This is a genomic window from Pseudomonas sp. NPDC089422 (assembly GCF_044749405.1).
Lineage (GTDB): Bacteria > Pseudomonadota > Gammaproteobacteria > Pseudomonadales > Pseudomonadaceae > Aquipseudomonas.
On sequence record NZ_JBIVHW010000001.1, the window covers coordinates 215,563 to 237,332 of the forward strand.

Genomic DNA, 21,770 nt, shown 5'->3' on the forward strand with positions numbered 1-21,770 from the left:
AAAGGTTCTGCCCGAGTTTAATACCTTGGGTATTTGTGTGCTTTTCTAGAAATAATACTGAATGTTTATTGAGCGCCAGAAGGCAGTCCGTATCGTGCCAGCGATGAATATGGATAAATGGATTGCCCTCGTCCGTGACCGGATGGAGGAGTTGAAGCTCACCCAAGAGCAGCTTGCCGAGCGCGTTGGCGTGTCTCAGGGCAGCGTGGGGCATTGGGTGAACAAGCGGCGTCAGCCCAAGATCGAATCGATGAACCGCACGTTCGTCGAGATTGGCATGCCCCACTACAGCGTCAGCTTGCAGTTGCGTATCCAGGGTCAGGTCGGCGAGGCGCGTGGCATCTACGATGTGGATGACACCGATGACGAACTGGACCTCATGCAGTACATCGTGTGCTTCCGCTACCCGGTGTTGGCCTGGCACGCGCTGAGCACTGCAGAGATTGCCGAGCCTGGCCTGTTCGAACAGACGGACTACCTGGCCCAGGGCAAAGCGTTCTGGCTGCCAGTTGAAAACGATGCGATGAGCTCGGCCAGTGGCCGCAGTGTGCCTCAGGGCATGCGCATACTGGTGGATCCGGGGCTGGAGGCGGAGCCGGGGCGGCTGGTGATTGCCCGGCAGCCGGGGAAGACGGCGATGTTGCGTGAGCTGGCCGAGGAGGGGGGGCAGCAGTATCTGAAGGCCTTGAACCGCAGTTATCCGACGCTGGTGTGTGAAGAAGGCTGCGAGTTTCTCGGGGTGGTCGTGCGGGTGCACGGAACCTTCTAGATTGCTGGGGCTGCTGCGCAGCCCTTTCGCGACACAAGGCCGCTCCTACAAGGGATCGCGCAATTCTGTAGGCGCTGCCTTGTGTCGCGAAAGGGCCGCAAAGCGGCCCCTGAATGCCTCACTCAGCCAGTTCGACCAGCACCGTCCCTTCGCTGACCATATCGCCTTCCTGGCAGAACAACGCCTTCACCGTCCCGGCATGGGGCGCGCGAATGCTGTGCTCCATCTTCATCGCCTCCAGCACCACCAGTGCCGTTCCAGCCTCTACCACTTGCCCAGGCGCCGCCAGCACTCGCACGATGCTGCCGTTCATGGGGGCACCGAGTCCGCCCTGATGGCTGTGGCTGGCCTCGGCCTCGGCAATCGGGTCGAAGGCTTCGACGGCATGCACCTCGCCATCCCAGCGCAGGAACAGCGTGCCACCGCGACGTACCGCCAGGTAGCGGCGACGGACACCGTCCTCATCATGGCCCAGCTGTTCGCCATCCAGCTGCCAGGTCGAAGCGGCGCTGCGCTCCAGGGCAACCGCCTGGCTTTCGCCACCACTGCTCAGGTGCAGGCTGCTGCGCGCCGGCAGGCCCAGGCGCAGGCCATTGCGCTCGGCCCATGGCGAACCTGCATCGTCAGCCCGCTGGTGCGGCGCCTGGCCTTGCAGCCAGGCTTCTGCTGCGGCCTCCCAGAAGCCCGCCGGCAATGCCTGAGGTGCTGGCAGCAGCACGTCCTGATGGCGGGGAATGAAGCCAGTGTCCAGTTCCGCCGCCGCAAACGCCGGATGGGCCAGGATGCGGCGCAGGAAGGCAATATTGGTCTTCAGCCCGCCGATGGCGAACTCATCGAGCATCGCCAGCAAGCGCAGGCGGGCCTGCTCGCGGTCCTGGCCCCAGGCGATCAGCTTGCCCAGCATCGGGTCGTAGAACGGCGAGATCACATCGCCCTCGCTGACCCCGCTGTCCACCCGGCGGCCTTCACCCGGTGCCGACTCGCGGTACAGCGTGAGCGTGCCAGTGGCCGGCAGGAATTCGTTGGCCGGGTCCTCGGCATACAGCCGCACCTCGATGGCATGACCGATCAGCGGCACCTGCGCCTGGGTGATCGGCAGCGGCTCGCCGCAGGCCACGCGAATCTGCCAGGCCACCAGGTCGAGGCCGGTGATGGCTTCGGTGACCGGGTGCTCGACCTGCAGGCGGGTGTTCATCTCCATGAAGAAGAACTCGCCACGGGCGTCGAGCAGGAACTCGACGGTGCCGGCACCGACGTAGCCGATGGCCTGGGCCGCGCGTACCGCTGCCTCGCCCATGGCCTGGCGCAGCTCCGCGGACAGGCCCGGCGCTGGCGCTTCCTCGACCACCTTCTGGTGCCGACGCTGGATCGAGCAGTCACGCTCGTTAAGGTACAGGCAGTTGCCGTGCTGGTCGGCGAACACCTGGATTTCCACATGGCGTGGCTTGAGCACGTACTTTTCCACCAGCATGCGCGCATCGCCGAACGATGACTGCGCCTCACGCTGGGCCGAGGCCAGGGCGTCGGCCAGCTGGCCTTCGTCCTCGACCACTTTCATGCCCTTGCCGCCACCCCCGGCGCTGGCCTTGAGCAGCACCGGGTAGCCGATGCGCTCGGCGGCGGCGCGGAAGGTATCCAGGTCTTGCGCTTCACCGTGGTAGCCGGGCACCAGCGGCACGCCGGCTTCTTCCATCAGTGCCTTGGCCGCCGACTTGCTGCCCATGGCATCGATGGCACTGGCCGGTGGGCCGAGGAAGATCAGCCCGGCCTGTTCGATGGCGCGGGCAAAACCCGCGTTCTCGGACAGGAAACCGTAGCCCGGGTGGATGGCCTGGGCGCCACTGGCCTTGGCTGCGGCGAGAATCTTGTCGACCACCAGGTAACTGTCGGCAGCCTTGCTGCCGCCCAGGTCGACGCGAATATCCGCTTCGCGGCTGTGGCGGGCGTCACGGTCGGTGGCGCTGTGCACCGCGACGGTGGTCAGGCCCATGGCCTTGGCGGTGCGCATCACCCGGCAGGCGATTTCGCCACGGTTGGCGACCAGCAGGGTGGTCAAAGCGGGGCGGCTCATGGGCGCGGCTCCTTCTTGTCGTCGGTTTGCCAGGCGGGGCGGCGCTTCTCCAGGAAGGCGCGCAGGCCCTCCTGGCCTTCGGCGCTGACCCGGATGCGGGCGATGGTGTTTTCACAGTAGCGGCGCAGGGCCGGGCTGAGTTCGCCGTCGTCCACTTCGCGCAGCAGGTCCTTGGTGGCACGCAGCGCTTGCGGGCTGTTCTGCAGCATATTGTTCACCCACGCCTCGACCTGTGTGTCCAGCTCACCGGCCGGGTACACCTCGGCCAGCAGGCCCAGTTCGCGGGCTCGCACGCCGCTGAAACGCTCGGCGGTCAGGGCATAGCGGCGTGCGGCGCGCTCGCCGATGGCCTTGACCACGAACGGGCTGATGACTGCCGGGGCCAGGCCGATGCGCACTTCCGACAGGCACAGCTGGGCGTCTTCGGCGCCGATGGCCATGTCACAGCAGCTGATCAGGCCCAGTGCGCCGCCGAAGGCCGCACCTTGCACCACGGCCAGGGTCGGCGCCTTGAGGCGGTGCAGGGCGTACATCAGCTCGCCGAGCTCGCGGGCATCATCCAGGTTGGTGTTGAAGTCCAGTTGCGCCGATTGCTGCATCCAGGCCAGGTCGGCACCGGCGCTGAAGTGCCGGCCGCGGCCGCGCAGCAGCAGGAAACGCAGGCCGGCGTCTTCGGCCAGCTGGTCGAGGGCGACGATCAGCTCGCGGATCATCAGCGCGTTGAAGGCGTTGTTCTTGTCCTCTCGGCTCAGCCACAGGGTGGCGAAGCCGCGCGGGTCGCGAATCACTTCGAGGGTGCTGAAATCGCTCATGGGTCACATCCGGAAAATGCCGAAGCGGCTCTGTTCGATCGGGGCGTTCAGCGCGGCGGACAACGCCAGGCCGAGCACGTCGCGGGTTTGTGCCGGGTCGATGACACCGTCGTCCCACAGGCGGGCGCTGGAGTAGTAGGGGTGGCCCTGGTGCTCGTACTGGTCGAGGATCGGTTGCTTGAGTCTGGCCTCGTCCTCGGCGCTGAAGGCCTGGCCGCTGCGTTCGCTCTGCTCGCGCTTGACCTGGGCCAGCACCCCGGCGGCCTGTTCGGCACCCATTACGCCGATGCGGGCATTGGGCCACATCCACAGGAAACGTGGGTCGTAGGCGCGGCCGCACATGCCGTAGTTGCCGGCGCCGAAGCTGCCACCGATGATCACCGTGAACTTCGGCACCTGGGCGCAGGCCACGGCGGTGACCAGCTTGGCGCCGTGCTTGGCGATGCCGCCTTCTTCGTACTTCTTGCCGACCATGAAGCCGGTGATGTTCTGCAGGAACAACAGCGGGATGCCGCGCTGGCAGGCCAGTTCGATGAAGTGCGCGCCTTTTTGCGCGGCCTCGGCGAAGAGGATGCCGTTGTTGGCCAGGATCGCCACCGGGTAGCCGTGCAGGTGGGCGAAGCCGCACACCAGGGTGGTACCGAACAGCGCCTTGAACTCATCGAACGCCGAGCCGTCTACCAGCCGAGCGATTACTTCGCGCACGTCGAATGGCTGCTTGGCATCGGCTGGCACCACGCCATACAGCTCGTCGGCGTTGTACAGCGGTGCCATCGGCGCCTGGCGCTGCAGCTTGCCGAGCTTGTGCCAGTTGAGGTTGGCCACGCTGCGCCGGGCGATGGCCAGGGCGTGCTCGTCGTTGTCGGCGTAGTGGTCGGCGACGCCGCTGGTGCGGCAGTGCACATCGGCGCCACCGAGGTCCTCGGCGCTCACCACCTCACCGGTTGCCGCCTTCACCAGCGGCGGCCCGGCGAGGAAGATGGTCGCCTGCTGGCGCACCATGATCGCTTCGTCGGCCATGGCCGGCACGTAGGCGCCGCCCGCTGTGCACGAGCCCATCACCACGGCGATCTGCGGGATGCCCAGCGCGCTCATGTTGGCCTGGTTGAAGAAGATCCGCCCGAAGTGCTCGCGGTCGGGGAACACTTCGTCCTGGCGTGGCAGGTTGGCGCCGCCGGAGTCCACCAGGTAGATGCACGGCAGGCGGTTCTGCAGGGCGATGGTCTGCGCGCGCAGGTGCTTCTTCACCGTCAGGGGGTAGTAGGAGCCGCCTTTGACCGTGGCGTCGTTGGCCACGATCATGCATTCCACGCCTTCGACGCGGCCGATGCCGGCGATCACGCCCGCCGCCGGTACGTCTTCGCCGTACACCTCATGGGCGGCCAGCTGGCCGATCTCGAGGAACGGCGAGCCCGGGTCGAGCAGACGGTCGATGCGCTCGCGCGGCAGCAGCTTGCCACGCGAGGTATGCCGCTCCTGGGCCTTGGGCCCGCCGCCCTGGGCCACCTGGGCGAGCAGGCCGCGCAGGGCCTGGACCTGTTCGAGCATGGCCGCGCTGTTGCCGGCGAACTCCGCCGAACGCGGGTTGATCTGGGTGTGCAAGGTAGCCATGTGCGCCCGTCCCTTGTGCTCAGCGGGTTTCGTTGAACAGTTCGCGGCCGATCAGCATCCGGCGGATTTCGCTGGTGCCGGCACCGATCTCGTACAGCTTGGCGTCGCGCAGCAGGCGGCCAGCCGGGAATTCGTTGATGTAGCCGTTGCCGCCGAGGATCTGGATCGCTTCCAGGGCCATTTGCGTGGCGCGTTCGGCGGTGTAGAGAATCACCCCGGCGGCATCCTTGCGGGTGGTCTCGCCACGGTCGCAGGCCTGGGCCACGGCATACAGGTAGGCACGGCTGGCGTTGAGCTGGGTGTACATGTCGGCGATCTTGCCCTGGATAAGCTGGAATTCGCCGATGCTCTGGCCGAACTGCTTGCGGTCGTGGATGTACGGCACTACCAGGTCCATGCAGCTTTGCATGATGCCGGTCGGGCCGCCGGAGAGCACCACGCGCTCGTAGTCCAGGCCGCTCATCAGCACGCGCACGCCGCCGTTGAGCTGGCCGAGGATGTTTTCTTCCGGCACTTCGACGCCGTCGAAGAACAGCTCGCAGGTGTTGGAGCCGCGCATGCCCAGCTTGTCGAACTTGTTGCTGCGGCTGAAGCCTTTCCAGTCACGTTCGACGATGAACGCGGTGATGCCGTGGGCGCCCTTGTCCAGGTCGGTCTTGGCGTAGATCACGTAGGTGTTGGCGTCGGGGCCGTTGGTGATCCAGGTCTTGCTGCCGTTGAGCACGTAGTGGTCGCCGCGTTTTTCGGCGCGCAGTTTCATCGACACCACGTCGGAACCGGCGTTGGGCTCGCTCATGGCCAGGGCGCCGATGTGCTCGCCGCTGATCAGTTTGGGCAGGTACTTGAGCTTCTGCTCGTGGGTGCCGTTGCGGTTGATCTGGTTGACGCAGAGGTTGGAGTGGGCGCCATAGGAGAGGGCGACCGAAGCCGAGCCGCGGCTGATCTCTTCCATCGACACCACGTGGGCCAGGTAGCCCAGGCCGGCGCCGCCGTATTCTTCCGACACGGTGATACCCAGCAGCCCCATGTCGCCGAACTTGCGCCACATGTCGGCGGGGAACAGGTTGTCATGGTCGATCTGCGCGGCGCGCGGGGCCAGTTCGGCGGCAACGAAGGTGCGCACCTGGTCGCGGAGCATGTCGATGGTTTCGCCCAGGGCGAAGTTCAGGGTGGGGTAATGCATGCTGGGGCACCTTGTTGTTCTTGAAATATGGGTAACACCGTAGCTCGCGGAGATGGCGCCGGTGTCATTGATCACCTTTACGTTAACGTAAACCTGCCTTCGGTCACTGTCAATCTACTCATCACCTTTACGTAAACGTAAATCTGCGCCAGAGTATTCCCGGCTCGCTTCAGTCGTGCCCAGAACAACCACAAGAAGGGACACCCATGAGTCAACCAAGCTACACCTGCGGCCGCCAGGACCAACCGCTGCTGACCCTGACCATTGGCCAGGCCTTCGACGCCACCGTGGCCCGCTGCGCCGACGGCGAAGCGCTGGTGGTGCGCCACCAGGGCTTGCGCTACAGCTGGCGGCAGCTGGCTGACCAGGTCGATGTGCATGCCCGTGCCCTGATGGCCCTGGGCGTGAACACCGGCGACCGGGTCGGCATCTGGTCGCCCAACTGCGCCCAGTGGTGCATTTTGCAGTTGGCCAGTGCCAAGGTCGGCGCGATCCTGGTCAACATCAACCCGGCCTATCGCGTGGGTGAGCTGGAGTACGTACTACGTCAGTCCGGCTGCCGCTGGCTGGTGTGTGCCGATGCGTTCAAGACCTCCGATTACCATGCCATGGTTCAGGAGCTGGTACCGGAATTGGCGACCAGCCAACTCGGTGAGTTGGCCAGTGAACGCCTGCCCGAACTGCGCGGGGTGATCAGCCTGGCAGCCAACCCGCCCAACGGCTTCCTGCCTTGGCCGGCATTGGCCGAGCGGGCCGGGCAGACCTCGGCTGAAGGCTATGCGGCGCGTCAGCAGGGCCTGCAGTTCGACCAGCCAGTGAACATCCAGTACACCTCCGGCACCACCGGCGCGCCCAAAGGTGCCACGCTCAGCCATTACAACATCCTCAACAACGGCTTCATGGTCGGCGAGAGCCTGGGCCTGAGCGAACGTGACCGCATGGTGATCCCGGTGCCGCTGTACCACTGCTTCGGCATGGTCATGGCCAACCTCGGCTGCATCACCCACGGCAGCACCATGGTCTACCCCAACGACGCCTTCGACGCCGAGCTCACCCTGCGCGCGGTGGCCGAGGAGCGCGCCAGCATCCTCTATGGTGTGCCGACCATGTTCATCGCCATGCTCGACCACCCGTCGCGTACGCAACTGGACCTGTCGACCCTGCGCAGCGGCATCATGGCCGGCGCCACCTGCCCGATCGAGGTGATGCGCCGGGTGATCGACCAGATGCACATGGCCGAAGTGCAGATCGCCTATGGCATGACCGAGACCAGCCCGGTCTCCCTGCAGACCGGCCCGGACGACGAACTGGAACTGCGCGTGACCACCGTCGGCCGCACCCAGCCGCAGCTGGAGACCAAGCTGGTGGGCGCCGATGGCTGCATCGTCGGCCGAGGCGAAATTGGCGAGCTGTGCACACGCGGCTACAGCGTGATGCTCGGCTACTGGGACAACCCCCAGGCCACGGCGGATGCCATCGACCCGGCCGGCTGGATGCATTCGGGCGACCTGGCGGTAATGGACGAGCACGGCCATGTGCGCATTGTCGGGCGCAACAAGGACATGATCATTCGCGGCGGCGAGAACATTTATCCGCGGGAGCTGGAGGAGTTCTTCTACACCCACCCGGCGGTGGCGGATGCCCAGGTGGTCGGCATTCCGTGCAGCCGTTATGGCGAGGAGATCGTGGCCTGGATCAAACTGCATCCGGGGCATAGCGTCACGGTCGAGGAATTGCAGAGCTGGTGCAGGGTGCGCATTGCGCACTTCAAGGTGCCGCGGCATTTTCGCTTCGTTGACGAGTTTCCGATGACGGTGACGGGGAAGGTGCAGAAGTTTCGGATGCGAGAGATCAGTATCGAGAGTCTCTCCATGCAGGAATAATGAAGATGGAAACAGGTCGGGGTTCCGACCTGTTTCCCGTCAAGGAGGAACTCAGGCGGCGCAGAGTGTTTTGATCAAAGAGCCAACGGTCATCGCATCGCTATAACTTAGAGGTTTGCGGGTGGCGACCCGGAGTGCTTTCAAATACAGATGTAGTGTCTTCTCGCCTAGCGCTTCCCTTAGCATCAGTTCATTGTGAACTTTGAAATCCTGCAGTAACTCGCTATTGCCATAGGCTCTGGTGTGCTGCAGCAGTTTGGTGGACAGAATCCTCTGAAGGCTTCTGACTACGAGCTTGCGATATTGGTCCATGATGGCGTCTCCGGAGGGCGCGAAGCCTTGGTTTGAGGTCGCATGGGCGAACTTCAGGCCTTTTGGGCGTTGATGTAGTCGATTGCATCTTGCACGGAGGAGAGTGTTTCTGCGTCTTCGTCGGGTATTTCCATCTCGAACTCTTCTTCCAGCGCCATGACCAACTCGACGGTGTCGAGCGAGTCTGCACCGAGGTCCTCGGTGAAGGATGACTTGGCCGTGATCTCTTCTTCTTTGACGCCCAATTGCTCTGCAACGATTTTCTTTACGCGTTCCTCAATAGTGCTCATCGCACTCTCCCGTTGATGGCTGGTGTACCCTGTATAGCGCGCAGGAGAAACTTCTGGAACTGGTAAAAATGACAGTTGCCGAAGGCACATAGCGTGCTTGCTGATTGATGTATTTGCGCTGCCGGCCCTTTCGCGGGTAAACCCGCTCTCACAGGTACTGCGCCAAGTTTGAATACGGCGCGGGACCTGTGGGAGCGAGCGTGCCCGCGAAGAGGCCGGCATGGTCAGCGCAGATCCATTGCCTTGCAAAGCCCGGCGGCAAGCTCGGCAACGGTCCGGTAATCACGGCGCAAGTGCACGCCGTAATGTGCCTCCAGCCCCATCAGCGCGAATTCGCATTTATCCCTGTCCTGATGCGCCAGCCAGGTTCCCAGCCACGGATCGACTACCCCGGCATCCTGCAAGTAGTCGATCACTTGTCGCTCGAATTCCATGCGCAGCCAACGGGTCGCGATATGCACGATAGGGGGCTCCTTGGCATAAATAGGGAGCCCCACTATTCAACACCGCCGGCAAACCTCGCTACTGGCAAAAATATCAGGCGCCGTCGTCTACCCTTAAGCCTTCACCGGTGGTTCATCACTCGGCGGATCCCCCACCGTCGGCGGCATGGTCGGCTTGATTGGCAGCTCGTCCGGGTCTTGTTCCGGCAAGGGCGGCGGCAAGCTCGGGTCGTCGATGTTGGGATCGGGTGTTTCCGGTGGAATGGGAATGTTCATGGCCTGACCTCGCGTGGATGAGTTGAAGAGGTGCTGCAGGCTCTGACCGCTGGCAGTTGCCGTTCGCTCAATTTTTTTGAACCCCACGCCTGTGCCCGGCTCTGAACCCTTACCGCCAACAGCCTGAGGGAGCAAGGTCGATGTCACGAAACGAGCCCTTTGAAAGCGTGCCCATGGCGAACGATCACCCGGACCAGGCCATCAGCCTGTCCCAGGCGCTGCTGGCGCCGCGCATCGTGATCGAGGACACCCAACCCGTGCTCGACGCCGGCACCTTCGCCGCCAAGGCCGTCAGCGGCCAACCGGTCGCTGTCAGCAGCAAGGTCTACGGCGACGGCCACGACCGCCTGGCGGTGGTGCTCAACTGGCGCCAGGCCCACAGTCGCCGCTGGCACTGCGTGCCAATGCAGTCGCCGGGCAACGACCTGTGGCTGGCCGAGTTCACCCCCACCGAACTGGGCCCGCACCTGTTCAGCATCGAGGCCTGGATCGACCCGTTCGCCACCTACTGCCACGACCTCGAGAAGAAGTACCACGCCGGGGTCGAGGTCAAGCTGGAACTGGAAGAGGGTCGGCTCATGCTCGGCCAGGGTATCGACCTCAGCGAAGGCGTGCTGCGCGAGGAGATCGAAGCCCTGCAACAGCAACTGGTTTCGCTCAAGGCCGATGACCAGGTGGCGTTGCTGCTGCACCCTGACACATCACGGCTGATGGCCGAGGCCGAGCATCGCAGCTACCTGACCCGCAGCCGCGAATTCCCCGTCGATGTCGACCGGCCGGCTGCGCTGTTTGCCAGTTGGTACGAGCTGTTCCCACGCTCGATCACCGACAGCCCCGAGCGCCACGGCACGTTCAATGACGTGCACGAACGTTTGCCGATGATCCGCGACATGGGCTTCGACGTGCTGTACTTCCCGCCGATCCACCCGATCGGCACCCAGCACCGCAAGGGCCGCAACAACGCCCTGCGCGCCGAGCCGGGCGACCCCGGCAGCCCCTATGCCATTGGCAGCCCCGAGGGCGGCCACGAGGCCATTCACCCGCAGTTGGGCACGCGCGAGGACTTCCGCCGGCTGGTCGCCGCCGCTGCCGAGCACGGCCTGGAAATCGCCCTGGACTTCGCCATCCAGTGCTCCCAGGACCACCCCTGGCTGAAGGAGCATCCCGGCTGGTTCAGCTGGCGCCCCGACGGCACCATCCGCTACGCCGAAAACCCGCCCAAGAAATACCAGGACATCGTCAACGTCGACTTCTACGCCGCCGAGGCCATACCAAGCTTGTGGCTGGCCCTGCGTGACGTGGTGGTCGGCTGGGTCGAGGAGGGCGTGAAGACCTTCCGCGTCGACAACCCGCACACCAAGCCGCTGCCGTTCTGGCAATGGCTGATCGCCAATGTGCGCAGCCAGCACCCCGAGGTGATCTTCCTCGCCGAGGCCTTCACCCGGCCTGCGATGATGGCGCGCCTGGGCAAGGTGGGGTATGCGCAGAGCTACACCTACTTCACCTGGCGAAATACCAAAAAAGAACTGCGCGAATACTTCGAAGAACTCAATCAGCCGCCATGGAGCCAGTGCTACCGGCCGAACTTCTTCGTCAACACACCAGACATCAACCCCTATTTCCTGCACACCTCGGGCCGCGCCGGGTTCCTCATCCGTGCCGCACTGGCGACCATGGGGTCGGGCCTGTGGGGCATGTATTCAGGCTTCGAACTGTGCGAAGGCACGCCGCTGCCAGGCAAGGAGGAGTACCTGGATTCGGAGAAGTACGAGATCCGCCCGCGCGATTTCAACCAGCCCGGCAACATCGTCGCCGAGATTGCCCAGCTCAACCGCATCCGTCGGCAGAACCGGGCGTTGCAGACGCACCTGGGCGTGGCGTTCTTCAACTGCTGGAACGACAACATCCTGTACTTCGCCAAGCGCACGCCCGAGCGCGACAACTACATCCTGGTGGCGATCAGCCTCGACCCGCACAACGCCCAGGAGGCCAGTTTCGAGCTGCCGTTGTGGGAACTGGGACTGGACGACAACGCCGACACCCTGGGCGAGGACCTGATGAACGGCCACCGCTGGACCTGGCATGGCAAGACCCAGTGGATGCGCATCGAGCCCTGGCACCAGCCGTTTGGCATCTGGCGCATCGAAAAGGCCCGGTAATGCATCGCGAAGCTCTGTAGGAGCGGCCTTGTGTCGCGAAAGGGCCGCACAGCGGCCCCGGCAACCTTGAGTGATGCGCATATTCTGGGGCCGCTTCGCAGCCCTATCGCGACACAAGGCCGCTCCTACAGGGATCGTGCAAGCCTTAGAGAGATCTGAAAGGAGTCACCCATGGCCAAGCGTTCCCGCCCGGCAGCCTTCATCGATGACCCGCTGTGGTACAAGGACGCCGTGATCTACCAGCTGCACATCAAGTCGTTCTTCGATGCCAACAACGACGGCATCGGCGATTTCGCCGGCCTGATCAGCAAGCTCGACTACATCGCCGAGCTCGGCGTCAACACCCTGTGGCTGCTGCCGTTCTACCCCTCGCCACGGCGCGATGACGGCTACGACATCGCCGAATACAAGGCCGTGCATCCGGACTACGGCAGCATGGCCGACGCCCGCCGCTTCATCGCCGAAGCGCACAAGCGTGGCCTGCGGGTGATCACCGAGCTGGTCATCAACCACACCAGCGACCAGCACCCGTGGTTCCAGCGAGCCCGCCATGCCAAACGCGGCAGCAAGGCGCGGGACTTCTACGTGTGGTCGGACGATGACCAGAAATACGACGGCACGCGGATCATCTTCCTCGACACCGAGAAGTCCAACTGGACCTGGGACCCGGTCGCCGGTCAGTACTTCTGGCATCGCTTCTATTCGCACCAGCCGGACCTCAACTTCGACAACCCGCAGGTGCTCAAGGCGGTGATCGGGGTGATGCGCTTCTGGCTCGACCTGGGCGTCGACGGCCTGCGCCTGGACGCCATCCCGTACCTGATCGAGCGCGACGGCACCAATAACGAAAACCTGCCCGAAACCCACACGGTGCTCAAGGCGATCCGCGCCGAGATCGACGCCAACTACCCCGACCGCATGTTGCTGGCCGAGGCCAACCAGTGGCCCGAGGACACCCGCCCGTACTTTGGCGAAGGCGATGGCGACGAATGCCACATGGCCTTCCACTTCCCGTTGATGCCGCGCATGTACATGGCCCTGGCCATGGAAGACCGCTTCCCGATCACCGATATCCTGCGCCAGACCCCGGAGATCCCGGGCAACTGCCAGTGGGCGATCTTCCTGCGCAACCACGATGAGCTGACCCTGGAAATGGTCACCGACCGCGAGCGTGACTACCTGTGGAACTACTACGCCGAAGACCGCCGCGCGCGCATCAACCTCGGCATCCGCCGGCGCCTGGCGCCATTGTTGCAGCGTGACCGGCGGCGCATCGAACTGCTCACCAGCCTGCTGCTGTCGATGCCTGGTACGCCAACGCTGTACTACGGCGATGAGCTGGGCATGGGCGACAACATCTACCTCGGCGACCGCGACGGCGTGCGCACGCCGATGCAGTGGTCACCGGACCGCAACGGCGGTTTCTCCCGGGCCGACCCGCAGCGCCTGGTACTGCCGCCGATCATGGACCCGTTGTACGGCTACCAGACCGTCAACGTCGAAGCCCAATCCCACGACCCGCACTCGCTGCTGAACTGGAACCGCCGCCTGCTGGCGGTGCGCAAGCAGCAGAAGGCCTTTGGCCGCGGCAGCCTGCGCACGCTGACGCCGAGCAACCGGCGCATCCTGGCGTACATCCGCGAGTACACCGACGAAGGCGGCAACACCGAGGTGATCCTCTGCGTCGCCAACGTCTCGCGTGCCGCCCAGGCTGCCGAGCTCGAACTGTCGCAATACGCTGACAAAGTGCCCGTGGAGATGCTCGGTGGCAGCGCTTTCCCGCCGATTGGCCAACTGCCGTTTTTGCTGACCTTGCCACCTTATGCCTTCTACTGGTTCCTGCTGGCTGCCCACGACCGCATGCCCAGCTGGCACATCCAAGCTACCGAGGGGTTGCCGGAATTGACCACGTTAGTACTGCGCAAACGCATGGAAGAACTGCTCGAAGCCCCCTCCAGCGAAACCTTGAACGACACGATCCTGCCGCAATACCTGCCCAAGCGCCGCTGGTTCGCCGGCAAGGAAGGCCCGATCGACCAGGTGCGCCTGCGCTATGGCGTGCGCTTTGGCACCGCCACCACGCCGGTACTGCTCAGTGAAATCGAAGTGCTCAGTGACGGCGTGGCCACCCAGTACCAGCTGCCGTTCGGCCTGCTGCCGGAAGAGCAGATCAACACGGCGCTACCGCAGCAGCTGGCGCTGTCGCGGGTACGCCGTGGCCGCCAGGTCGGCCTGATCACCGACGCCTTCGTCCTCGAACCGTTCATCCGTGCCGTGCTGCGCGCCTGCCAGGACGGCATGCAGTTGCCGTGCGGTAACGGCCAGGGCCAGGGCCAGTTGCGTTTCGCCTGCACGGCCCAGCTGGCCGGCCTTGAGCTGAACGAGGAAAGCCCGGTGCGCTACCTCAGCGCCGAGCAGTCCAACAGCTCGGTGGTGATTGGCGACCGCGTGGTGCTCAAGCTGATTCGCCGGGTCAACCCGGGCATCCACCCCGAGCTGGAAATGAGCGCCTACCTGACCGCCGCCGGCTTCGCCAACATCTCGCCGCTGCTGGCCTGGGTCAGCCGCGTCGACGAGCAAGGCGCACCGCACCTGCTGATGATCGCCCAGGGTTACCTGAACAACCAGGGCGATGCCTGGGCCTGGACCCAGAACACCCTGGAGCGGGCCATCCGCGACGAGATGGAGCCGACCTGTATCGATGCCGAAGCGCACACCAACGCGCTGGCCGAGCTCAACGGCTTCGCCGCCTTGCTCGGCCAGCGCCTGGGCGAGATGCACCTGTTGCTGGCGGCACCGACTAACGATGAAGCCTTCCAGCCACGCCCCAGCGATGCCGAGGACAGCCAACGCTGGAGCGCGCAGATCAGCGCCGAACTGAACCACGCCCTTGATCTGCTGGCCCAGCACCGCGACCACCTCGACAGCGACAGCCAGGCCCTGGTCGACGACCTGCAACAGCAGCGTGACGGCCTCGCCCAGCACATCGCCAAACTCGCCGAACAGGCCCGGGGCGGCCTGCTGATGCGCGTGCATGGCGACCTGCATCTGGGCCAGGTGCTGGTGGTGCAGGGCGATGCCTACCTGATCGATTTCGAGGGCGAACCGGCCCGACCGCTGGACGAGCGCCGGGCGAAACACAGCCCGTACAAGGATGTCAGCGGCGTGTTGCGATCCTTCGACTATGCTGCTGCGATGATTCTGCGCAGCGCGTCTGCCGTGGACCTTTCCGACCCGGCGCGGCAAGCCCGGCAACGGGTTGCCCGGCAGTACCTGCACCAGTCGCGGCATGCCTTCGTCGAAGCCTATGGCCTGGCCACCGCCGCCATGCCTCACGCCTGGCAACAGGCCGAGGGCGAGCGCGCCGCACTGGAGTTGTTCTGCCTGGAAAAAGCCGCCTACGAAATCACATACGAAGCCGAGAACCGTCCGAGTTGGCTGGCCGTGCCTTTGCATGGCCTGCATGGACTGATCAGTACCTGGGGAGAGTCATAGATGAATGCAACCACGCGTGAAAACGGCGGCCTTCGGCAACGGGACCTGGATGCCCTGGCCCGCGCCGAGCACGCCGATCCCTTTGCAGTGCTGGGCCCCCACGGTGACGGGCAGGGCGGCCTGTTCGTCCGTGCCTACCTGCCCAATGCCCTGAAGGTACGGGTGCTGGCGCGCCATGATGGGCGCATCCTCGCCGAAATGGTGCAGGGCAGTCTGCCCGGCCTGTTCAGCGCGCACCTTGATGAGGCACAGCCGTACCTGCTGCAGATCGGCTGGGCCGGGGGCGAGCAGGTGACCGAAGACCCTTACAGCTTTGGCCCGCAACTGGGTGACATGGACCTCTACCTGTTCGCCGAAGGCAATCACCGCGACCTGTCCGGGCGTTTCGGTGCCCAGCCGACCCAGGTCGATGGCATCGATGGCGTGTGCTTCTCGGTGTGGGCGCCGAATGCGCGGCGGGTGTCGGTGGTGGGTGACTTCAACAACTGGGACGGTCGCCGCCACCCCATGCGCCTGCGCCACAGCGCGGGCGTGTGGGAGCTGTTCGTGCCGCGCCTGGGCGTGGGTGAAACCTACAAGTTCGAAGTGCTTGGCAAGGACGGCATACTGCCGCTGAAAGCCGACCCCTTGGCCCGTGCCACCGAGCTGCCGCCGAGCACCGCGTCGAAGGTGGCCGCCGAACTGAGCCACGCCTGGCAGGACCACGACTGGATGGAGCATCGCGCCCAGCGCCATGCCTACAGCGCACCGTTGTCGATCTACGAGCTGCACCCGGGTTCCTGGCAATGCGAGCTCGACGAGCTGGGTGAAGTGTCGCGCTACTACAACTGGCGTGAACTGGCCGAACGCCTGGTGCCTTACGTCCAGCAGCTGGGCTTCACCCATATCGAGCTGCTGCCGATCATGGAACACCCGTTCGGTGGGTCTTGGGGCTACCAGCCGCTGTCGATGTTCGCACCGACTTCGCGCTATGGCACGCCTGAAGACTTCGCGGCATTCATCGATGCCTGCCACCAAGGTGGCATCGGCGTGATCCTCGACTGGGTACCGGCGCATTTCCCTACCGACGAACATGGCCTGGCCCGGTTCGACGGTACCGCGCTGTACGAGTATGACAACCCGCTGGAAGGCTACCACCAGGACTGGAACACGCTGATCTACAACCTCGGCCGCAACGAGGTGCGCGGTTTCATGATGGCGTCGGCCTTGCACTGGCTCAAGCATTTCCACATCGACGGTCTGCGCGTCGATGCGGTGGCCTCGATGCTGTACCGCGACTACTCGCGCAAGGCCGGCGAATGGGTGCCCAACCGCCACGGCGGGCGGGAAAACCTCGAGGCCATCGACTTCATCCGCCACCTCAACGGCATCGCCGCCCACGAGGCGCCGGGCGCACTGATCATCGCCGAGGAGTCCACCGCCTGGCCGGGGGTGAGCCAGCCGACCCAGCAGGGCGGCCTGGGCTTTGCCTACAAGTGGAACATGGGCTGGATGCATGACACCTTGCATTACATCCAGAACGACCCGGTGCACCGCACCTATCACCACAACGAGATGAGCTTCGGCCTGATCTATGCCTATTCCGAGCATTTCATCCTGCCGATCTCCCACGACGAGGTGGTGCACGGCAAGCACTCGCTGATCGACAAGATGCCCGGTGACCGTTGGCAGAAGTTCGCCAACCTGCGCGCCTACCTGACCTTCATGTGGACCCACCCGGGCAAGAAGCTGCTGTTCATGGGCTGCGAGTTCGGCCAGTGGCGCGAGTGGAACCATGACCATCAGCTGGACTGGTACCTGCTGCAATACCCCGAGCACCAGGGTGTGCAGCGCCTGGTCGGCGACCTCAACCGCCTGTACCGCGAGCTGCCGGCGCTGCACGAACAGGACTGCCAGCCGCAGGGCTTCCAGTGGCTGATCGGCGATGACGCGCACAACAGCGTGTATGCCTGGTTGCGCTGGAGCAGCCAGGGCGAGCCGCTGCTGGTGGTGGCCAACTTCACCCCGGTGCCGCGCGAGGGCTACCGGATTGGCGTGCCGTTCGGTGAGCGTTGGCAGGAGCTGCTCAACAGCGATGCCGAGCTGTATGCCGGGTCGAATGTGGGTAACCTGGGGGCGGTGGCGAGTGATGCGGTGGCCAGCCATGGGCAGCCGTTGTCACTGGCCCTGAACTTGCCGCCATTGGGTGTGCTGGTGATGAAGCCGGCTTGATGTATTGCCTGTGCTGGCCTCATCGCGGATAAATCCGCTCCTACAAAGATCGCGCAACCCTTGTAGGAGCGGATTGATCCGCGATAGGGCCAGGCCTGCCTACCACCGCATCCGCACCCCAAGGCTGCCAATCAGCCCGTTGATGTCGTTGCCATCCACATCACTGCTGTAATCGGCACTGACAAACAGTGCCACTGTCGGTGTCACCCGTGCCACCAACCCCAGGCCCAGTTCCACCGTGGTCGAATAGCGCGAGCTGGAAATCTTGTCGACCTGGTCCAGCTTCACCTCACTGGTGTCGTTGAAGTCATACCAGACGTTGGTGCGCACGTAGGGCTCGATCGGCATGCCTTTCACATCGTAGCGCCCGGACAATTTGGCGCCGACCCGGCCGCTCCAGCTGGGCTGGCTGTCGAAGGCCTTCAAGGTCTCTGCCTGGACCTGGTTGCCCGGGAAGAACTGCTGGTTGATCAACTGCGCCTGGGGCTCGATCACCCAGCCACCCCCCAGGCCGATCGGGTAACCGCCTTCTACCGAAAAGGTCATCGCATGGCCGCTGTCATCCAGGCGTTGGCCACTGTCGTCGCGGCCCATCACCTCGATGCGCGAGCCCATGGCCACGGCATCCAGGTGCCAGCCTTGCTCATGGGTCATGCTCCAGTACACCCCCAGGCTCTCGCCACTGAGGTTGACCGCGTTGCGCTGCTTGTCGCCCAACAACGGGCGCACGCCGTTGAAGCTGCTCTGCAGGTTGTTGTGCCCCACGAAAATCCCCGCACGGTGGACGTTGCCATCGGCGGTTTCACGCACGAACAGGTCCGGGCCAAGCATCATTTGCTGGCTGGGCGCTTCCAGCTGTTCTGGTGCCCGCGCGCCAGGCTGCGGTGTGGCGCCAGGGAAGAGCTGTGCCCATTGGCCGCCCACCAGGTCGGGTGCTGGCAGGGTGTGCCGTTCGCCCATTTTCTCGCTGAAGGCGTTCAGCGTACCCAGGCTCACGCCGCTGGCGCTGACCGGGTCGAGCGACAACGTCGGCACCGTCGCTTGTTGCAGGTAGCTGGGGGAGATCGGATCTTCCTGCAATTCGAACGCGAAAGTTTCCACCGGGGTTGCCAGAAGCATCGACGTGGAAACCGCGTAGAAAATACGATCGAAGCGCAAGGGATTCGAGGTTCTTTTCATGGCGGATCTCCTCTGTTTTTTGTTGTACAGCCCAAGGACCTGGCCTGCGTGTCACGAGCTGTACGACAAAACAGAGGGCGACCCAAACCAGCGCGCCAGCTTTCGCGGGCGCGAGCAAAGGCGCGAGCTAGAGGCCCGGCGCGAGTTTTTACGTCTAGTGATACTGTTCAGCTAAGGAGAGACCGGCGCTTGCGTCAAGAAAGCGTGAAAGGCCCGTTCAAGCTCTGTGGCTGCGGTTAACCCATTGATTGTTTGAGTTAAAAGGTAGGGTATAGCGAGCTTCGCTATTTCTGCGGCATTGGCTATGCCGAATCATTGCTAAAGTCTGACCCACCGCCAGTGTCAGGTGGTCGGAAAGGCGCGTCCAAGGGTTGTGCCACAGAATCTGCTGCGCATGGCCATCGGCATTACGCAGGTAGGCGCGCTCCGGGCACAGCAGCGGCAGGCGGGCGGGGCCTGGCGCTGCCGGCTTCGAGGTTCACGGTGATTCCTTGCACACACCCGTCTGGCGAGTTCACTCTTCCTCGCGCTGCAGCACCATCAACAGCAATGACCGCCCCTTGACCTCGAACGTGCTGTCGAATTGCAAGTGCTGCGGCTTGCGCATCTCTGGCCGATCAGTGTCGACCAGGCAGCTCCAGTACTCGCCGTCCGGCACGCTCGGCAGCAGGAACGGCACCACATCATGGTGCGCGTTGACGATCAGCAGCAGGGTCGCCTCCGACCCGGGCCGGGCAATGCCACTGACCTGTGCGCGGCCATCGATCAGCATGCCCAGGCAGCGCCCGTGCGGGTCTTCCCACTGCTCCACGCTCATCTCGCTGCCATCCGGCGCCAGCCAGGTGACGTCCTTGACCCCGATCGCCTCATTGTAATCGCCCACCAGGAACCGCGAGCGGCGTAGCACCGGATAGGCCAGGCGCAGGCGGGTCAGGCGCTTGACGAAGGCCAGCAGCGCCTCGCCGTCCTGGTCCAGGTCCCAGTTGACCCAGCCGATCTCGCTGTCCTGGCAGTAGGCATTGTTGTTGCCGTGCTGGGTACGGCTGAATTCGTCGCCGGCGACGATCATCGGCGTACCTTGGGCCAGCAGCAGGGTCGCAAAGTAGTTGCGCATCTGGCGCATGCGCAAGGCGTTGACCTGTGGATCATCGGTGGGGCCTTCCACGCCGCAGTTCCACGACAGGTTGTTGTCGGTGCCGTCCTGGTTGTTCTCGTCGTTGTCTTCGTTGTGCTTGCTGTTGTACGACACCAGGTCGCGCAGGGTGAAGCCATCGTGGGCGGTGATGAAGTTGACCGAGGAATATGGCCGGCGGCCGCGGTTGTTGAACAGGTCGCCCGAGGCGGTCATGCGTGAGGCGAAGTCGGCCAACTGGCCCTCGTCGCCTTTCCAGAACGCCCGCGCGGTATCGCGGAAACGGTCGTTCCACTCGGCCCAGCCCGGCGCGAAGTTACCCACCTGGTAGCCGCCAGGGCCGCAATCCCAGGGTTCGGCGATCAGCTTGACCTGGCTGAGCATCGGGTCCTGGCGGCAGGCGACGAGGAAGCCGTGGCGCTCGCTGTAGCCATCGTGGTAGCGGCCGAGGATGGTTGCCAGGTCGAAGCGGAAGCCATCGACGTGCATCTCCCCAGCCCAGTAGCGCAGCGAGTCGGTGACCAGCTGCAGCACGCACGGGTGGCTGAGGTCGAGGGTGTTGCCGGTACCGGAATCGTTGATGTAGTAGCGCTTGTCGTCGGGCATCAGCCGGTAGTACGAGGCGTTGTCGATACCGCGCATCGACAGGGTCGGGCCACGCTCGTTGCCTTCGGCGGTATGGTTGTAGACCACGTCGAGAATCACCTCCAGGCCTGCATCGTGCAGGTGCGCGACCATCTCCTTGAACTCGGCGATCTTGCCGCTGGCCAGGTAGCGCGGGTGCGGTGCGAAGAAGGCGATGCTGTTGTAGCCCCAGTAGTTGTTCAGGCCCTTGTCCAGCAGGTGCTGGTCGTTGACGAAGGCGTGGATCGGCAGCAGCTCGATGCTCGACACGCCCAGGTCCTTGATGTGCTTGAGCAGCTCGTCGTTGGCAAGGCCCGCGAAGGTGCCGCGGAGTTTTTCCGGGACTGCCGGGTGGCGCATGCTGATGCCACGGGTGTGGGCCTCATAGAGGATCGTGCGCTCCCAGGGGATCTGCACACGCTGGTCGCGGCCCCAGGTGAAGGCCGGGTCGATGACCTTGCATTTGGGCACGAAGGGCGCGCTGTCGCGCTCGTCGAACGACAGATCGCCGTCAGGGTGGCCGATGGTATAGCCGAACAGCGCCTCGGACCATTTCAGGCTGCCGACCAGTTGCTTGGCATAGGGGTCGATCAGCAATTTGTTGGGGTTGAAGCGGTGGCCGTTTTCCGGCTCGTAAGGGCCGTACACGCGGTAGCCGTAGACCAGCCCGGGATGCGCATCGGGCAGGTAGCCGTGGTAGATCTCGTCGGTGTACTCGGGCAGTTCGATGCGCTCGATTTCCTGCTCGCCGGTGGCGTCGAACAGGCACAGCTCGACCTTGGTGGCGTTGGCCGAGAACAGGGCGAAGTTGACCCCCAGGCCGTCCCAAGTGGCGCCCAGGGGGAAGGGCAGGCCTTCACGAATGCGCGATGGGGCAACGGAACGGGTTTTCTTTGGGGTGCGCGGGCTCATGGCGGTCCTCGATTGGCCGTGGTGGAGGGAGTGTTGCGGGGACCTGTGCCGGCCTCTTCGCGGGTAAACCCGCTCCTACAGGATATTGCGTCCCCCTGTAGGAGCGGGTTTACCCGCGAAGGGGCCGGAACAGGCTTAGCCGGCGGTCGGCTTCTTCACTGCGCGAGGCTTCTTGGCGGCAGGCGTTTTCGCCGCAGGCAGGGCAGTGACCTTGGGCTCGGCAGGCGCCTTCGGCTTGGCCGGTGCTCGCTTGCGGGGCGCCGCCTTGGGGGCCAGCGCCTCGGCTTCGGCAAGTTTGCGGGCCATGTCCCAATGGCGCTCCTCTTGCCCCTCCGGCTTACCTTCCGATTCCCAGATCTGGTAAGCAAATTCGCGTACTCGTTTTTCTTCGACACTCATCACGACGCT

16 protein-coding genes are annotated in these 21,770 nt (G+C 64.3%); 5 read left to right on the top strand and 11 right to left on the bottom strand.

Annotation, left to right across the window (positions count from 1 at the left end; translation table 11 throughout):
* Positions 1-61: 61 nt before the first annotated feature.
* The gene (locus ACIPZ8_RS01025; protein WP_400719170.1) at positions 62-769 is read left to right on the top strand and encodes a S24 family peptidase; all 708 of its coding nucleotides are present in this window, start codon (positions 62-64) and stop codon (positions 767-769) included.
* A 118-nt stretch (positions 770-887) separates the two neighbouring features.
* Here ACIPZ8_RS01025 and ACIPZ8_RS01030 read toward each other — a convergent pair whose 3' ends face one another.
* Genes ACIPZ8_RS01030 through ACIPZ8_RS01045 form a run of 4 tightly spaced genes read right to left on the bottom strand, consistent with a single transcriptional unit; the run spans position 888 to position 6,446 of the window.
* Positions 888-2,840 (bottom strand): acetyl/propionyl/methylcrotonyl-CoA carboxylase subunit alpha, encoded by a 1,953-nt coding sequence (locus tag ACIPZ8_RS01030; RefSeq protein ID WP_400719171.1) that lies wholly within the window; start codon positions 2,838-2,840, stop codon positions 888-890.
* The gene (locus tag ACIPZ8_RS01035; protein ID WP_400719172.1) at positions 2,837-3,652 is read right to left on the bottom strand and encodes a gamma-carboxygeranoyl-CoA hydratase; all 816 of its coding nucleotides are present in this window, start codon (positions 3,650-3,652) and stop codon (positions 2,837-2,839) included. The genes ACIPZ8_RS01030 and ACIPZ8_RS01035 overlap by 4 nt, the downstream gene beginning before the upstream one ends.
* A gap of 3 nt (positions 3,653-3,655) precedes the next feature.
* Positions 3,656-5,263, bottom strand: coding sequence for a carboxyl transferase domain-containing protein (locus ACIPZ8_RS01040; protein ID WP_400719173.1), 1,608 nt, complete (start codon positions 5,261-5,263; stop codon positions 3,656-3,658).
* A gap of 19 nt (positions 5,264-5,282) precedes the next feature.
* Positions 5,283-6,446, bottom strand: a complete 1,164-nt coding sequence (locus ACIPZ8_RS01045) for an isovaleryl-CoA dehydrogenase (RefSeq protein ID WP_110631769.1) — start codon at positions 6,444-6,446, stop codon at positions 5,283-5,285.
* A gap of 206 nt (positions 6,447-6,652) precedes the next feature.
* On the opposite strand from ACIPZ8_RS01045, the gene ACIPZ8_RS01050 reads away from it, so the two are divergent.
* Positions 6,653-8,329, top strand: coding sequence for an AMP-binding protein (locus tag ACIPZ8_RS01050; RefSeq protein ID WP_400719174.1), 1,677 nt, complete (start codon positions 6,653-6,655; stop codon positions 8,327-8,329).
* 51 nt (positions 8,330-8,380) lie between these two features.
* Here the strand turns inward: ACIPZ8_RS01050 and ACIPZ8_RS01055 are convergent, their stop codons facing one another.
* The 4 genes from ACIPZ8_RS01055 to ACIPZ8_RS01070 form a co-directional block, all read right to left on the bottom strand.
* Positions 8,381-8,641, bottom strand: a complete 261-nt coding sequence (locus tag ACIPZ8_RS01055) for a hypothetical protein (RefSeq protein ID WP_400719175.1) — start codon at positions 8,639-8,641, stop codon at positions 8,381-8,383.
* Between the two features lie 53 nt (positions 8,642-8,694).
* The gene (acpP, locus tag ACIPZ8_RS01060; RefSeq protein WP_400719176.1) at positions 8,695-8,931 is read right to left on the bottom strand and encodes an acyl carrier protein; all 237 of its coding nucleotides are present in this window, start codon (positions 8,929-8,931) and stop codon (positions 8,695-8,697) included.
* 224 nt (positions 8,932-9,155) lie between these two features.
* On the bottom strand, positions 9,156-9,392 hold the full coding sequence (locus ACIPZ8_RS01065) for a hypothetical protein (RefSeq protein WP_400719177.1): 237 nt from the start codon (positions 9,390-9,392) through the stop codon (positions 9,156-9,158).
* Positions 9,393-9,488: 96 nt separating this feature from the next.
* Positions 9,489-9,650 (bottom strand): hypothetical protein, encoded by a 162-nt coding sequence (locus ACIPZ8_RS01070; RefSeq protein WP_400719178.1) that lies wholly within the window; start codon positions 9,648-9,650, stop codon positions 9,489-9,491.
* Between the two features lie 140 nt (positions 9,651-9,790).
* Here ACIPZ8_RS01070 and ACIPZ8_RS01075 point away from each other — a divergent pair, with 140 nt between their 5' ends.
* The 3 genes from ACIPZ8_RS01075 (at position 9,791) to glgB (ending at position 17,515) form a co-directional block, all read left to right on the top strand.
* The gene (locus ACIPZ8_RS01075) at positions 9,791-11,809 is read left to right on the top strand and encodes an alpha-1,4-glucan--maltose-1-phosphate maltosyltransferase (protein WP_400719179.1); all 2,019 of its coding nucleotides are present in this window, start codon (positions 9,791-9,793) and stop codon (positions 11,807-11,809) included.
* 171 nt (positions 11,810-11,980) lie between these two features.
* Positions 11,981-15,304 carry a maltose alpha-D-glucosyltransferase gene (gene treS, locus ACIPZ8_RS01080; protein WP_400719180.1) on the top strand — a complete coding sequence of 1,108 codons (3,324 nt, stop codon included), beginning with the start codon at positions 11,981-11,983 and terminating at the stop codon, positions 15,302-15,304.
* Positions 15,305-17,515 (top strand): 1,4-alpha-glucan branching protein GlgB, encoded by a 2,211-nt coding sequence (gene glgB / locus ACIPZ8_RS01085; RefSeq protein WP_400719181.1) that lies wholly within the window; start codon positions 15,305-15,307, stop codon positions 17,513-17,515.
* A 99-nt stretch (positions 17,516-17,614) separates the two neighbouring features.
* Here glgB and ACIPZ8_RS01090 read toward each other — a convergent pair whose 3' ends face one another.
* The 3 genes from ACIPZ8_RS01090 to ACIPZ8_RS01100 form a co-directional block, all read right to left on the bottom strand.
* Positions 17,615-18,694 (bottom strand): autotransporter domain-containing protein, encoded by a 1,080-nt coding sequence (locus ACIPZ8_RS01090; RefSeq protein WP_400719182.1) that lies wholly within the window; start codon positions 18,692-18,694, stop codon positions 17,615-17,617.
* A gap of 514 nt (positions 18,695-19,208) precedes the next feature.
* On the bottom strand, positions 19,209-21,362 hold the full coding sequence (gene glgX / locus ACIPZ8_RS01095; protein WP_400719183.1) for a glycogen debranching protein GlgX: 2,154 nt from the start codon (positions 21,360-21,362) through the stop codon (positions 19,209-19,211).
* A gap of 135 nt (positions 21,363-21,497) precedes the next feature.
* Entirely contained in the window at positions 21,498-21,764 is a 267-nt protein-coding gene (locus ACIPZ8_RS01100) for a DUF2934 domain-containing protein (protein WP_294325618.1), read from the bottom strand.
* Positions 21,765-21,770: the final 6 nt, after the last annotated feature.